The 16,091-nt window shown below is 34.0% G+C and carries 11 protein-coding genes and 1 rRNA gene; 3 read left to right on the top strand and 9 right to left on the bottom strand.

Translation table 11 applies throughout. The features are described from left to right. Nucleotides 1-92: ribosomal RNA gene (rrf, locus tag BLV35_RS12675) — 5S ribosomal RNA — on the top strand; the annotation flags it as partial. 250 nt (nt 93-342) lie between these two features. Continuing rightward, complete coding sequence (gene pafA / locus BLV35_RS12670) at nt 343-1,959, top strand: alkaline phosphatase PafA (RefSeq protein WP_091090683.1); 1,617 nt, start codon at nt 343-345, stop codon at nt 1,957-1,959. A 59-nt stretch (nt 1,960-2,018) separates the two neighbouring features. Here pafA and lysA read toward each other — a convergent pair whose 3' ends face one another. The 3 genes from lysA to gltB all read right to left on the bottom strand — a co-directional run bounded on the left by lysA (nt 2,019) and on the right by gltB (nt 9,514). Further along, entirely contained in the window at nt 2,019-3,239 is a 1,221-nt protein-coding gene (gene lysA / locus BLV35_RS12665) for a diaminopimelate decarboxylase (protein ID WP_091090680.1), read from the bottom strand. Nucleotides 3,240-3,542: 303 nt separating this feature from the next. Continuing rightward, nucleotides 3,543-4,997: a glutamate synthase subunit beta gene (locus BLV35_RS12660; protein ID WP_091090677.1), complete on the bottom strand. Its 1,455-nt coding sequence runs from the start codon at nt 4,995-4,997 to the stop codon at nt 3,543-3,545. Nucleotides 4,998-4,999: 2 nt separating this feature from the next. Further along, the gene (gltB, locus tag BLV35_RS12655; protein WP_091090674.1) at nt 5,000-9,514 is read right to left on the bottom strand and encodes a glutamate synthase large subunit; all 4,515 of its coding nucleotides are present in this window, start codon (nt 9,512-9,514) and stop codon (nt 5,000-5,002) included. Nucleotides 9,515-9,943: 429 nt separating this feature from the next. Here gltB and sucC point away from each other — a divergent pair, with 429 nt between their 5' ends. After that, on the top strand, nt 9,944-11,137 hold the full coding sequence (gene sucC, locus BLV35_RS12650) for an ADP-forming succinate--CoA ligase subunit beta (RefSeq protein WP_091090670.1): 1,194 nt from the start codon (nt 9,944-9,946) through the stop codon (nt 11,135-11,137). Between the two features lie 67 nt (nt 11,138-11,204). Here sucC and BLV35_RS12645 read toward each other — a convergent pair whose 3' ends face one another. The 6 genes from BLV35_RS12645 to BLV35_RS12620 form a co-directional block, all read right to left on the bottom strand. Further along, a complete protein-coding gene (locus BLV35_RS12645) occupies nt 11,205-11,723 on the bottom strand; it encodes a hypothetical protein (protein WP_091090666.1) in 519 nt (172 codons plus the stop codon). An 86-nt stretch (nt 11,724-11,809) separates the two neighbouring features. Next, entirely contained in the window at nt 11,810-12,466 is a 657-nt protein-coding gene (locus BLV35_RS12640; protein ID WP_176980616.1) for an oxidoreductase, read from the bottom strand. A gap of 7 nt (nt 12,467-12,473) precedes the next feature. After that, entirely contained in the window at nt 12,474-12,938 is a 465-nt protein-coding gene (locus BLV35_RS12635) for a DUF1456 family protein (RefSeq protein WP_091090659.1), read from the bottom strand. Nucleotides 12,939-12,996: 58 nt separating this feature from the next. Further along, complete coding sequence (locus BLV35_RS12630) at nt 12,997-14,028, bottom strand: aminotransferase class I/II-fold pyridoxal phosphate-dependent enzyme (protein WP_091090656.1); 1,032 nt, start codon at nt 14,026-14,028, stop codon at nt 12,997-12,999. 6 nt (nt 14,029-14,034) lie between these two features. Then, complete coding sequence (locus tag BLV35_RS12625; RefSeq protein ID WP_091090653.1) at nt 14,035-15,045, bottom strand: dipeptide epimerase; 1,011 nt, start codon at nt 15,043-15,045, stop codon at nt 14,035-14,037. A 68-nt stretch (nt 15,046-15,113) separates the two neighbouring features. Further along, complete coding sequence (locus BLV35_RS12620) at nt 15,114-15,917, bottom strand: alpha/beta hydrolase (protein WP_091090649.1); 804 nt, start codon at nt 15,915-15,917, stop codon at nt 15,114-15,116. Nucleotides 15,918-16,091 lie beyond the last annotated feature (174 nt).

Raw genomic sequence — 16,091 nt, 5'->3', positions numbered from 1 at the left:
GGGGCTCACCTCTTCCCATCCCGAACAGAGTAGTTAAGCCCGCCTGCGCAGATGGTACTGCAGTTATGTGGGAGAGTATGTCGTCGCCTTTCTTTGAAAACCCTGTTCTAACGAACAGGGTTTTTTGTTTTTAACCTGATTTTAATAACTTATTACATTCTATATAAGACCTATTCATTTATTTGAATAGTTTTTTTGTTAAGTGAAGTTCTTAGATGGTATTTAAATTAGAGTAAAGCTTTAATTTAATGTTAAATCAGTTTTGTATTTTAACTTTCGGCAGTTAGTTTTAAATGAGTTCGAGCTTTAATGTGTATTTTTGCTTTAAAAATATATTTTAAGATGAAAAAAATGATTTTGTTTTTGACAGTACTTATTATGTCAAATTTACAAGCACAAGAAAGACCAAAATTAGTAGTTGGTATTGTAGTCGATCAAATGAAAATGGAGTATTTATATCGTTTTTCAGACGATTTCTCTGCTAATGGATTCAAACGTTTAATGAATAACGGCTATACGTTTCAAAATATGCATTTTAATTATATGCCGACGTATACTGCGCCAGGACATGCGTCTATTTATACAGGAACTACGCCAGCAATTCACGGAATTGTAAGCAATGAGTGGTTTAGTAGAAAGTTAGGTAAAGAAATGTACTGTACTGATGATGCTAGTGTAAGTACTGTGGGTGATGGAACTAAAGAGGAAGGTGAAATGTCACCTAAGAATTTATTAACCACTACTATTACAGATGAATTAAGAATGGGAACTAATTTTAAAGGTAAAGTTATAGGTTTGAGTCTTAAAGATCGTGGTGCGATTTTGCCTGCGGGTCATTTTGCAAACTGGGCTTTTTGGTACAGCAAAACGGGAGCATTTATTTCTAGTTCTTTTTATGGTGAAAAATTACCGGACTGGGTTCAAACATTTAATGAGGAGAAACATTATATGCCATACATTAATAAAGGATGGGATTTATTCAAACCTAAAGCTACTTATAACGAAAGCTTAGAAGATAATAATCCTTATGAAGGTAAATTATATAATAGTAAAGCTGCGGTCTTTCCTTATGATTTAAAAGATATGTATGCCAAAAATGATGCTGGGGTAATACGTTCAACTCCATTCGGGAATGATCTACTAGCTGAGTTTGCTATGAAAGCGATAGAGAAAGAAGAGCTAGGGAAAGACAATATCACTGACTTTTTAGCGGTTAGTTTTTCTTCTACTGATTATGTTGGGCATTTATTAGGGCCAAGATCTATGGAATTACAAGATACGTACTTGCGTTTAGACCAAACAATTGCTGACTTCTTAAATTATTTAGATAAGACAGTGGGAAAGGATAATTATTTATTGTTTTTGACTGCTGATCATGCTGGTGCAGAAAACGTAAATTATTTAAAAGATCATAAATACAATGTAAATAGTGTTAGTCCGTCAACCATTAGAACTAACTTAAAGGAATTCTCTATGAAAACTTTTGGTGTTGATGTAGTTTTGAATTATTCGAGTTTCAATTTATTTTTTAATAAAGAAATTATTAAAAACAAAGGATTGGAATTGAGTAAAGTTAAAGAGGAGTTTAAAAGTTATTTAATGACACAAGACTACGTAAAGAGAGTCTATACTGAAGACGAGATTTTAAGTTCAACGGGTAATGATTATTTTTTAAATTTTATTGCTAAAGGATATGATGTAACTCAAAACGGAGACTTGGTTATTTTAGACAAGCCTGGTTATATAGAATATCAAGGTACTGGGACGTCACACGGAACAACTTATTCTTATGACACGCACGTGCCCGCTATTTTTTACGGATGGCATATTAAAAAAGGAGAATCTTTTAATAAAAAGGCAATAACTCAAATTGCTCCTACAATCGCGCAGAAAATAAAAGTTTCATTTCCTAATGGTACTGAAGCAAATGTTCTAGAAGAAGTTTTAGATAATAAGTAAAATAGTTTTTAGACAAAAAAAAAGTCCCAACTCTTTATTATTGAGATGGGACTTTTTTTTTATGCTTTAGTTGCTTCTATTGGTAATGGAATCTGATTTTTAAGTAAATCCTCAAACGTTTCATGAGCACGTATTAAATGACCTTTCCCATTCATCCACAATACTTCAGCTGGTCTGTATCTTGAATTGTAATTTGAGGACATAGAATAGCAATAAGCACCTGCATTTCTAAAACTTAGTATGTCTCCTTCTTTAATTTCTGAAATCCTTCTGTTATTTGCAAAAGTATCTGTTTCGCAAATGTATCCTACAACAGAGTAGAAGCGCTCTTTTCCCTTAGGATTTGAGATATTATCAATATGGTGTTGTGAACCATATAACATTGGACGAATTAAATGGTTGAAACCACTATCAACTCCTGCAAAAACAGTAGAGGTAGTTTGTTTGATTACATTAACTTTTACTAAGAATGATCCTGCTTCACTTACTAAGAATTTACCTGGTTCGAAGATTAAAGTTAAATCTTTACCGTATTCAACGCAGAAAGCGTTGAATCTTTTGGATAGTTTTTTACCTAACTCTTCAATATCGGTTTCGATATCATCTTTTTTGTAAGGGACTTTAAATCCGCTCCCAAAATCTAGGAATTCAAGATTTTTAAAGTTTTTTGCAGCATCAAATAGAATTTCGGCAGCATATAAGAATACTTCGATATCTAAAATATCTGAACCTGTATGCATGTGAATACCTACTATGTTCATTTTTGTATTTTCAACAATTCGAACTAAATGAGGCAATTGATGGATTGATATTCCAAATTTACTATCGATATGTCCAACAGATATATTAGTGTTTCCACCTGCCATTACATGTGGATTGATTCGGATACAAACGGGTACATTAGGATGTTTAGCTCCAAATTGTTCTAATATTGATAAATTATCAATATTGATTTGAACGCCCATGGCATGTACTTGCTCGATTTCTTCGAGGGATACTCCGTTTGGCGTATAAAATATTTTTTCTGGATCATATCCTGCATGAAGTCCTAATAGAACTTCTTGTATAGATACCGTATCAAGTCCTGATCCCATTTCTTTTAGTAACTGAAGGATGGCAACATTAGACAATGCTTTCATCGCGTAATTGATACGCAGATTCTCTACTTTAGAAAATGCTTTAGTTAATCTATTGTATTGCGATTTTATTTTTTCGGCATCGTAAACATATATTGGACTTCCAAATTGCTCGGCTAATTGAAGTAGATCTTTTGATTGCATCGTTATTATTTTTTAGCAAATTTATTATTCTTTATTGATATGACAAGGGAATATTTAATTTTTAACAATTTATAACAAAAAGTTATAAATTAAACAAATGCATGTATTTTTAGTAATATTGTTTTTTTTTGGGTGAGGGATAGAAGCGAAAAGCCCACAGGCATTGAGCTTTTGCGAAAGTGACGAGGACTTGTAGCGGATAGCCCGACCAAGCTGTAACGATAGTGGAAGCATGGTCACCCCCAAATAAAAATGGCTGTCGGAAAAACTATTCTGACAGCCATTTTTTAGTGTTATTATGATTTATAAACTAGGTAAATCTCCATTTCCCTTCGTTGGTAAATTTGTATATCCCATCAAATAGTTATCAACTTCTCTGGCTGCTTCACGACCTTCTGAGATGGCCCAAACGATCAAAGATTGTCCTCTTCGCATATCTCCAGCGGTGAAAATGTGTGGTTTATTTGTTTGATAATTAGTTGCTTTATAATTGCTACGCATATCTGTTTCTAAACCCAATTGATCACTTAATGTTTTTTCAGGGCCTGTAAAACCAAGAGCCAAAAGTGCTAAATCACACGGCCAAGTTTTCTCAGAACCTTCTTTTTCTATTAGTTCAGGTCGTTGTCCCGGTGTCATTTTCCAAGCTACTTCTACCGTTTTTAAACCGACCAATTCTCCTTTTTCATTAGCAATAAATTCTTTGGTATTGATCAACCAATTTCTTCCACATCCTTCTTCATGTGAAGAAGATGTTTTTAATTGCAAAGGCCAGAAAGGCCAAGGTGTTGTCTCGCTTCTTCCAATTGGTGGTTTAGGCATGATTTCAAAATTGGTAACTGATTTAGCGCCTTGTCTGTTAGAAGTCCCCACACAGTCAGAACCTGTATCTCCACCACCGATAACGATAACATCTTTAGCAGTTGCTTTGATTTGGTTAGGAATTTCCTCTCCATAAACTACTTTAGTTTGCTGTGTCAAAAAGTCCATTGCTTGTACTACTCCTTTTGTTTCAATTCCTTTTGTAGGTAAGCTTCTTCTTTCGGTAGCGCCGCCGCACAATACGATTGAATCAAATTCGTTTAGTTGTTCTACACTATAGTTTACACCAACATTTACATTAGTTTTAAAAACAATTCCTTCGGCTTCTAATATTAGTACGCGTCGGTCAATAATTCCTTTTTCTAATTTAAAATTAGGTATTCCATATCTTAAAAGTCCTCCAATAGCATTATCTCTTTCGAAAACAGTTACGGTGTGCCCCGCTCTGTTTAATTGTTGAGCAGCTGCTAATCCAGCAGGTCCGGAACCAATTACGGCTACTGTTTTACCTGTTCTTTGTAGCGGAGTTTGTGGTTTGATCCATCCTTCTGCAAAACCTCTTTCTATTATATTTTTTTCAATATTTTCGATTGCTACAGGCTCTTCGATGATTCCCAGTACACATGATTTTTCACATGGAGCAGGGCATAAACGACCTGTAAATTCAGGAAAGTTATTTGTTGACTGCAAAATCTCTAAAGCACTTTGCCACTCTTCTTGATGTACCATATCATTAAAGTCAGGAATCAAATTTCCTAATGGGCAAGCACTATGGCAAAATGGAATTCCACAGTCCATGCATCTTGATCCTTGTTCTTTAATTTTATCTTTTGTTAAAGGAATAGTAAACTCATTGTAGTTTGATACACGTTCCTTTACTTCTATATTACTTTCGTCAGTTCTATTGTATTCTTTAAATCCACCTATCTTTCCCATGACTATGCTATTAGTTCTTCAATTTTCTTTTCTTCTGCTAATCGTTGTAATGCTATTTTGTAATCTTTTGGCATTACTTTGATGAAATGTTTCTGTTGGTTTTCCCAATCTTCCAATATTCTTGTAGCTAATGGACTGTTGGTGTACATCGAATGATTTTTGATTAAACGTCTTAGTTTTATCAAGTCATCTTCTTCCAATGTTTCTAAGGCTACCATTTCCATATTACACAATCCATTTTCGAATTGTTTTTTCTCATCAAAAACATAAGCAACACCACCACTCATACCAGCAGCAAAATTTCTTCCTGTTTTACCTAATACCACTACAATACCTCCGGTCATGTATTCACATCCGTGATCTCCAATTCCTTCTACAACTGCTGTTGCTCCAGAATTTCTTACCCCAAAACGTTCTCCAGCCATACCGTTAATGTAGGCTTCACCAGTAATGGCACCATACAATGCTACGTTACCGATAATGATGTTTTCTTCTGGTTTGAATGTTGCAGTAGGAGGGACTTTGATAATTAATTTTCCTCCTGAAAGTCCTTTACCTAAATAGTCATTGCAATTTCCATGGATTTTAAATGACAATCCATTGGTAGCAAAAGCGCCAAAACTTTGTCCGGCAGAACCTTCAAAGTCTACTAGGATAGTATCTTCCGGTAATCCTTGGGCACCATATATTTTTGAGATTTCATTACTTAAAATAGCACCTACAGAACGATCTGTATTTTTAATTTTAAAGTTTACTCTTGTTTTCTCTTTTCTGTAAATAGAAGGAATAGCTTCTTTTATGATTGCGAAATCAAGTACATTCTCTAATGCGTGGTCTTGAGTTGTTGTATTATGATTCGGTACTGTTTTTGCTTTTTCAGGTTTGTACAAAATTGTAGACAAATCTAAACCGCTAGCTTTATAATGTTTAATGGCTTTGTTGACATTTAATTTTTGTGATTGTCCTACCATTTCTTTTAAGGTTCTAAAGCCTAACTGAGCCATGATTTCTCTCAACTCTTCAGCAATAAAATACATGAAGTTAATGATGTGCTCTGGAGTTCCTTTGAAATTTTTTCTTAACTCAGGATCTTGAGTAGCGATACCAACTGGACAGGTATTTAAATGACAAGCTCTCATCATGATACAACCTGAAGCTACTAACGGCGCAGTGGCAAAACCAAATTCTTCCGCTCCCAGTAAAGCTGCTATTGCAACATCACGTCCTGTTTTTAATTGTCCATCACATTCTAATACTACACGACTTCTTAAGTCATTTAATATTAAAGTTTGTTGTGCTTCGGCAAGTCCAAGTTCCCAAGGAATACCTGTATGTTGTAATGAAGTTAATGGTGCAGCACCAGTTCCTCCGTCGTAACCTGATATCAAAATCACATCTGCTTTTGCTTTTGCAACACCGGCAGCGATAGTTCCAACACCCACTTCAGAAACCAACTTAACATTTACGCGGGCTTCACGATTGGCATTTTTTAAATCAAATATCAATTGTGATAAATCCTCAATAGAGTATATATCGTGATGCGGTGGAGGAGAAATTAATCCAACATATGGAGTTGAATTTCGAACCTTTGCAATCCACGGCACTACTTTTTCACCAGGTAGTTGTCCACCTTCTCCTGGTTTAGCACCTTGTGCCATTTTAATTTGGATTTCTTTGGCACTTGTCAAATAATTGATAGATACACCAAAACGTCCAGAGGCAACTTGCTTAATCGCACTATTTTTTGAATCTCCATTTAATTCTTTTTGGAAACGTTTTGGATCTTCTCCGCCTTCTCCAGAATTACTTTTTCCACCGATTCTATTCATGGCTATTGCCAAGTTTTCATGAGCTTCCTGGCTAATTGAACCATAAGACATGGCGCCAGTTTTGAATTTTTTTACAATTTCTGTCCAAGGCTCCACTTCATCAATTGAAATAGGGTCTAAGTTGTTGAATTCAAATAATCCTCTGATTGTCATAAGGTTTTTACTTTGGTCGTTGACCATAGTGGAGTATTCTTTATAACTTTCTGGACTGTTCAAACGTACTGCTTGTTGCAATTTAGCAATAGTAGTAGGGTTAAACATATGTTTTTCTCCGGTTCTTCTCCATCTGTAGATACCTCCAATTTCTAGAGATAATAAGCTGGCAACTGTCGAATTAGGAAATGCTTTTTGGTATCTTTGTTTAACTTCTTTTTCAATTTCCATCAAACCTATTCCTTCGATTCTAGAAGGTGTATATGGAAAATATTTGGAGGTAAAAGTTTTGTTTAAACCTAGAATTTCAAAAATTTGAGCTGCTCTATACGAATGTAAAGTAGAGATACCAATTTTGTTCATGATTTTCAGAATCCCTTTTGCAATAGCTTTATTGTAATTTGCAATGGCATAATCTGGATCTATCCCTGTGATGAAACCTTTATCTACTTGATCGCGAATAATTTCATTTACCAAGTATGGATTAATAGCACTTGCACCATAACCAAATAACAGTGCAAAATGATGTGGTTCACGTGGTTCTGCAGATTCAATAATGATTCCGAATTTAGAACGAACCTTCAATATATTCATCGAATGATGGATATATGAACAAGCTAATAGCATCGGTATTGGTGCCATTTTTTGACTAACGCCTCTATCAGAAAGTATAATGATATTGTGTCCTTCTTGTACTGCTTTAAAAGTTGCTTGAACACATTTTTCTAATGCACGCTCTAGTCCATTTGCTCCTTTTTCTATTTCATATAAGGTAGAGATAGATGCTGACTTGAAATCTGGATGGTCAATGTTTCTTATTTTATCTAGATCTTCTTTCGAAATTACTGGATTCTGAATTTTTAATTTCTTGCAATGTTTTGGGTCAATGTCAAAGATGTTAAAATCTCCACCAATTGCCAAACTAACATCAGTAATAATTTCTTCACGAATTCCATCCAATGGTGGATTGGTAACCTGAGCAAATAGTTGTTTGAAATAATTATATAAAAGTTGTGGTCTATCAGATAATACAGCTAATGGAGTGTCATTTCCCATTGAACTAATTACTTCAGTCCCTTTAGAGCCCATTGGGTTTATTACCGTTTTTAAATCCTCAATAGTATATCCAAATAAACGTAATCTAGTTTCAAAATCTATATTTTCAGTAGGAGTGCTATTATTAGTATAAGGTACTTGAGATAAATGCAGTAAATTTTCATCTAACCATTTCCTGTAAGGACGTTTTGTTACAATTGCATTTTTAATCTCATCATCTTCAATAATTCGACCAGCATTCATGTCAACTAAGAACATTTTTCCAGGCTCTAAGCGGCCATGTTGAACTACATCTTCTGGTTTTATATCCAGAACACCTATTTCAGATGCCATGATTACAAATCCCTCTTTTGTAAGGGTGTAACGAGAGGGGCGCAAGCCATTTCTGTCAAGAAGCGCTCCAATTACATTTCCATCCGTAAATGGAATAGAAGCAGGACCATCCCAAGGCTCCATAATACAAGCATTGTACTCGTAAAAGGCTTTTTTGTCATCAGACATGGTTTGATGTTTTTCCCATGCTTCAGGAACGACCATCATCATGACTTCTGGTAATGAGCGTCCTGTCATTAATAAAAGTTCGACAACCATATCCATAGAAGCAGAATCTGATTTTCCGTCTAGTATTATAGGGAACAATTTTTTGATATCATCGCCAAATACATCACTTTTCATCAATTCTTCACGGGCACGCATTCTGCTTACATTTCCACGAAGGGTATTGATTTCTCCATTATGACACATGTATCTAAATGGCTGCGCCAATTCCCAAGAAGGAAATGTATTAGTAGAAAATCGTTGATGAACTAAAGCTAGTCGAGTCACCAAATCAGTATCGGTTAAATCAGTATAGTATCTACTGATGTCTTCTGGCATCAATAGACCTTTATATATTATAGTAGTAGTAGAGAGACTAGAGAAGTAGAACATATGACTTTCTGAAATCTTTGAATTCAGGATAGTGTGTTCGGCTATTTTTCTAGCTGCGAATAATTTGGCATTGAATTGTTGTTCGGTTAGTTCCAACCCATTCTTGCCAATAAAAATTTGTTTTACTGTTGGTTCTTTTTCAGCTGCTATTTGTCCAAGGTTGGATACATCGACAGGAACATCTCTCCATCCGATTATATTCAAATTTTGATTGCGTATAGCAGTTTCAAATGTAGTTTTGCAAAATTCAACTTGGTTTTTCTTTTTTGGTAAGAAAACCATTCCCACTGCATACTCTCTTGTTTCTGGAATAGTGAAGTCACATACTTTTTTAAAAAAATCATGAGGAATGTCAAAAAGAATTCCCGCTCCATCTCCAGTTCGTCCATCTGCACTCACTGCACCACGATGCTCTAATTTTATTAAGATATCGAGTGCTTTATGAATAATGTCATTAGATTTAATTCCATTTAAATTACAAATAAATCCTGCGCCACAGTTGTCATGTTCAAATTCAGGCAAATAAAGGCCTTGTTCTTTAATTTTCATGCTTTATAATTTTTTTTATACAAAAATAGAGATTTCATTAAATATAATGTAGCGTATGTAGTTAAAACGGGTTATTTTTGCAGTAAAACTATAATAACGTTTAATAAATGATAATAATCATATTTAAGCGTATGGGAATTACAAAATCGACAACCTGATTTAGTTGTAATGACGATAATTTAAGATATATAATGCGTATCATCAAATTTACGGATTTAATTTCAAACGTTATAGTAACTTTTACTCCAATGTTTTAATGGACTTTTACTTTTCTTTAAATTTAAATTTTCGTGTTATTTTAAATTTATTGTTTAACTTGTAATATAAGAAATTTAAATAGGGAAAAGATTTTTCTGTTAAGATGAATTTTGCTATTTTTGTGCCACTTATATTCTGAAATAAATTCAGGATCCAGACAAATTCTATATTATGAACATACACGAATATCAAGGAAAAGAGATTTTAGCTAGTTACGGAGTTCGCATTCAGCGTGGTATCGTTGCTAATAATGCAGTTGAAGCTGTTGCTGCTGCAAAACAATTAACTACTGAAACAGGAACAAGTTGGTTTGTAATTAAAGCACAAGTTCATGCAGGTGGACGTGGAAAAGGTGGGGGAGTAAAACTTGCCAAAAACTTACAACAAGTAGAAGAGATTGCAAGTCAGATTATTGGAATGCAATTGGTTACGCCTCAAACTTCTGCAGAAGGTAAAAAAGTACACAAGGTTTTAGTTGCTGAAGATGTTTATTATCCTGGTGAAAGTGAAACTTCAGAATTTTATGTATCTGTTTTATTGAATAGAGCAACTGGTCGTAATATGATCATGTATTCTACTGAAGGTGGAATGGATATTGAAGAAGTAGCAGAGCATACTCCGGAATTAATTTTTACTGAAGAAGTTGATCCTTCTGTTGGACTTCAAGGTTTTCAAGCAAGAAGAATTGCTTTTAACTTAGGTCTTTCTGGAAATGCTTTTAAAGAAATGGTGAAATTCATCGATGCTTTATATAAAGCATATATTGGTTCTGATGCATCAATGTTTGAAATCAACCCAGTTTTAAAAACATCTGACAATAAAATTTTAGCTGTTGATGCTAAAGTTAATATTGACGATAATGCTTTGTACAGACAAAAAGCGTATGCTGAGATGCGTGATATTCTTGAAGAGAATCCAATCGAAGTAGAAGCAAAAGAAGTAGGATTAAACTATGTAGATCTTGACGGTACAGTTGGATGTATGGTTAACGGAGCTGGATTAGCAATGGCAACTATGGATTTAATTAAGTATGCTGGTTTTGAGCCTGCAAACTTCCTTGACGTAGGTGGAACTGCTGATGCAAAACGTGTTGAAACTGCTTTCCGTATTATCTTAAAAGATCCAAACGTAAAAGCAATTTTGATTAATATTTTTGGTGGAATCGTTCGTTGTGACCGTGTGGCACAAGGAATTGTTGACGCTTATAAAAATATGGGTGATGCTATTAAAGTGCCAATCATTGTTCGTTTACAAGGTACTAACGCAGCAATTGCAAAAGAATTAATTGATAATTCAGGAATGCCAATTTTATCGGCTGTTGAATTCCAAGAAGCAGCTGACCAAGTAAAAGCAGCTCTTTCTTAATTAGAAAATTAGTTAGATATAAAAAAATCCTGAGTGAAAGCTCAGGATTTTTTAGTTTGTAAAGAATCTATTTAATGCCAATTGCTTCTCCTCTTAAAAGAACCTTATTCTTATTGTCTAAATTTTCTTTAGTTTTCAGCAAGATGTTAATTATGTCAAATTTAGTGTCGCTTTTTCTTAAATTGTAAAACTCGTTTGAATTCGTAACTTCAACAGTTAAAATATAGTTTTTATCTATTTTGAAGGTTTCGATATTGTCTTTAATAAATTCCCCATTTATCATATAGATGACGTCGGCTTTTTTAATTTTAGTATATTCAGATTTGATTTGTTCTAAACTTAAAAAAATGTATTTATTAGGGCTTTTAGAACTAATGTGTATTTGTCCAGAATAGCTATTGCTGTTAATTATCGTGTCATTTTTAATAATGTTTACAGACTCTATTTCGTCAGAATTTATATATTTCATATTATTAGCAGAAAAAAAAACAGAGTCAATGAACATCGCTGGTTCTTTAGATTTATTATTTTGTCCCAAGCAGAGTGTAGTAACGAATAACAACAAGGTCGTTTGGTATGATTTCATTTTTGGAGAGATAAAATAGTTTTATGATAATTTAAATGTACAAAAAAATCCTGTTGGCCGCGGCGAACAGGATTTTTTAGTTTTTATTAGTTTCCGATTTGTTGGAGCTCATCGGATTCATATATTTCAAAACCTTTTTTGTTTTTTTGTGCAATTCTAAAAAGTGCTTTTGCGACGGCGTCACTTTCTATGGGCTTGTATTTTTTAATACCTCCAATAAATATAAAGGAGAATATTTTCATAAAAACAGCGCCTAGTTTTTCTCCCAGTCTAAACTCTTTTCGATCTCCTAGAAGTAAAGAAGGTCTCAAAATTGCAACACTTTCAAAACTTGAATTTTTCAAAAAGTCTTCTATTTCTCCTTTGGTCTTCAAATAGAAACTCCCAGAAGCTTTATCTGCACCGAGAGATGAAATAGTTAGAAATTGCTTTACGTTATTTTTTAAAGCAAAGATGGCAAACTGTTGTGGATAGTCAAAATCTACTTTTCTGAAAGCTTCTTTACTTCCCGCTTTTTTGATAGTAGTACCAATGGTACAGAAAAAATCATCACCAACAACTAAGTTTTGATAGCTTTCGGGCTTATCAAAATCTATAATATGTTGTGTCAATTTTGGATGTGTCTTTCCAGTATCTCTTTTTACAAAAGTAATTACTTTATCATAGGCTGCACTTTCTAAAAGATTATCCAATAATTGGGAACCAATTAAACCAGTACTTCCAATAATTAATGCAGTTTTCAAAATCGAGTTATTTTTTATTCTTTCCGAAATTGTATTTTACTTTTTCTACGACCTGCGTTTTTGAATTTCCTTTAGGGTAATCTTTCTTAGACGGTTTTTTTGTTGCAGATTTTGTTTTCGAAGGAGCTTCATCACCTCTTGATTTATCCTCGTCTCTTGGTTTTGCTTTAAATTCAGGTCTGTCTTTAGATCCTTCCTTTGCAGGTATTTGTGCTTTATGTTTTGCTAAAACATCATTCGGATTTTTAGGATTTTCCTTAGTTCCACGTAAGTGAATAACTAAAGCATTCAGGAAATTGCGCAACACTTGGTCACCGCACTCCATATAATTTTCATGTTTTTCATCACGGAAAAAAGCACCTAATTCTGATTTAGTAATTCTAAAGTCTACTAATTCCAATATTTCAACTATTTGATCATCACGCAACATTAAGGCAACGCGTAGTTTTTTGAAGATATCGTTATTTGTCATCATATTCTATATTTTTTACAAAGGTACGTTTAAAAAGTAAGTGGTTGTAATTTTAGGTTCAGAATTGGTATTGGTTTAGAACACCAATTATTTTGTTTAAATCGTCTTCTGTGTGATTAGCTGTAAATATGATCCTGTTCAAATCTTTACCGCCGGTAGAATATTTAAAGTTAGTTACAATAATGTTATTGGCCGTTAAGAGTTCGTTAATTCCTTCTATTTCGGGATAGATGACAGGATAGTCGGGGTTAAAGGGAAATGATTCATTTTTTACCAATAAATTAGCAATGTATTTAAGATTGCTTTTTAACTTTAAATGTTGGCTTGTATAGATTGTTCCTGCTTCTGCTAGTGCTTCAATCAACGCAGGGCTCATTCCTGCACTTGAAACAAATGAAGGATTGTTCATCATTTGATCAATAAACGATTGATCAGAGGCAATAACACCACCAGTAACGCCCATTGCTTTTCCTAATGAAGCTACCATGATTTTCCGTTTGATATTTTTATGATGAGTCGTAGAAAAAATTCCACATCCGTTATTTCCTAAAACACCTAAAGAATGGGATTCATCAATAACCAAAGTAACTTCCTTATTAGAAACAATTAAATCGATAGCGGCTAAATCAACTGCTTTTATCTGGAAACTAGCAACTGCATCAGTGAGAATCGTTATCCGTTCAATTGTACTATCTAAAAGGCGCGGATTTAATTCGTTTTGGATAAAAAACGGTAAACTGTTGGCTACTTTTAAGGCAGTATGAGTATTAGGAAAGTGAAAGAAGACATCTGTATGAGGGGCAAGTTCTTCAATTACTAATTTTGCGGCAAGCATTCCTGAGGAAACAGTAACCGTAGCTTCGGCATGAATATAATCAGTCAGAAATTGTTCACCTTTTTCGTATGCTGTAAGTTGTATGTTTGAATTTCTGGAACTTCCGTAAGCAGAGCCCCAGCGCAGTATGTTTTTAACAATCAGCTGCTGAAATTCTGGATTTGCTGGCATTCCTAAATAGGCTGTTCCGCCAAAATATAAATAACTTTTCCCTTCGACCTCAATTATTCTGTCTGGAAACTGATTAATTTTCATTTGTAATTATTTTAAAACAACTCCAGTACCATTCAATTCAGAATAGATAATTTTTCCGTCTTTAATAGTTACTCCAGTTGCTATATCTTCCGCAAGAAGTAGCGCTCCGTCCATATCAACATAATCCAATTGTGGTAACAATTGTGCAATGGCTGAAATTCCCACTGAAGATTCGGTCATGCATCCTACCATTGTTTTCAAACCTAGTTGTTTTGCTTCTTGAATCATACGTCGGGCAGGAGTTAATCCGCCACATTTTACTAATTTGATATTTACTCCATGAAAATGGTTGTGGCATTTTGCGACATCTTCTTCGATGATACAGCTTTCATCGGCTATAATTGGAAGTACTGAATGTTTAAAAACTTCCTTGTGTCCTTCCCAATTATCTGCTTTCATAGGTTGCTCTAGGAATTCTACACCAAGTTTCTTTAGCTCAATTGAATTATTGATTGTCTCTTCGACTCCCCATCCACAATTAGCATCAATTCTAAAAATCGCATCCGTATGTTTTCTCAGTTCCGTTACGATGGCTATGTCTTCGTGGGTACCTAATTTAATTTTATAAATGGGCCAAGGCAATTCCTTCATTTTAGAAACCATTTTATCTATGGAAGCAATCCCGATGGTGTAATCGGTTAATGGATTGTTCTCTGTTGTATAGTTCCAATATTCATATAGTTTTTTTCCTTTTTTCCGAGCATACAAATCATTGTATGCCATATCCAAAGCGCATAGCGCAAACATGTCGTCTTTTAAGTGGAAATGCATTTTATTCCAAAAATCCTCAGGGGTATCACCTTCACTGGCTTCAATAATGCTGCGAATTTTGTTCAAATCTTCCGCCATTATTGGTACTGTAGTATTGTAATACGGATTAGATGTTGCTTCACCAAAACCTGAAAAGTCACCGCTTTTTAATTCGACAATTAATGAAGGTTGGAAATCGATAGATTCTCTTGAAATAGTAAACGTATGCTTTAATTTGAGGTCGTATGCTCTTATTATTAATTCCATAATTGATTGTAGATGTAAAATTTTATGTAAATCAGTGCTGACAAAGGATTGTAAATATAATGAATAAGTTAATATCCCAACCAAAGAATAGCTTTTGTAAAGCCATCCCGCCATAATTTTTCATTGTGTTGGCCGCCTTTTATAATTTTCTTTTCATTCAAGTTCAAACAGTAGCAACGCTTTGTGTTTATGAGATATTCCATTTTATTTAGGTCTGATACCATATCTTCACTTTCATTGTCGCCACACATGAAGTATATTTTGCTTTTTATTTTTTTTGTGTTTTCGGCTACATCATATATTTTATCTGAGAACCAAAATGAAGGACTGAAAACGCCCGCTTTTCCGAACACTTTTGGGTATTTCAAAATAGCGTAAAAAGAGACTAAGCCACCAAGAGAACTACCCATTATTAGGGTGTTTTTCTTTTTTGTCTTGGTTCTGTACTTTTGGTCAATTTGTGGTTTTAATGTTTTGACAATAAACTCAAGATAAGCATCGGCATTTCCTCCGCCGTATTTTTCGTTTTTAAAGGGTGTCAACTCTTCCATTCGTTTTTCATTTCCATGCTCGATTCCAATGACGATTAACTGTGCATTAATACTGTCTAGTTTTTCGTCAACATTCCATTCGCCTGCATAGGACGTTTTTGAATCAAATAAATTCTGGGCGTCGTGCATATAGATAACTGAATATTTCTTCTTTGAATTTTCATAATCCTTTGGAAGATAAACCCATATTTTTTTTGTAGTTTCTAATTGTGGAGCTTCAATCATAAAGGTAGAAACTTGTTTTGAAGCAGTGCTTTCTTGAGCGATTGTGTTAGTTAATGCAAAAAAAAGTGTAATAAGAAAGAGGAGTCGTTTGATCATTAAGGCATATTTTTATTTAGAAGCAATTTTGTAGCTAAAAATAGTGATTATTTTTATAATTTGATTTTGATTCCAATTAAAATCAGGAGTCTTTTATCTATATAGTGAGCTAGTTCAAATAATTAAATCATGCAATTTATAGAGCTTGATCTGCTTGTTAGTTTGATTTAGTTC

This window comes from Flavobacterium gillisiae (assembly GCF_900107635.1).
GTDB classification, from domain to species: domain Bacteria; phylum Bacteroidota; class Bacteroidia; order Flavobacteriales; family Flavobacteriaceae; genus Flavobacterium; species Flavobacterium gillisiae.
This window is presented reverse-complemented; position numbering and strand designations above follow the sequence as displayed.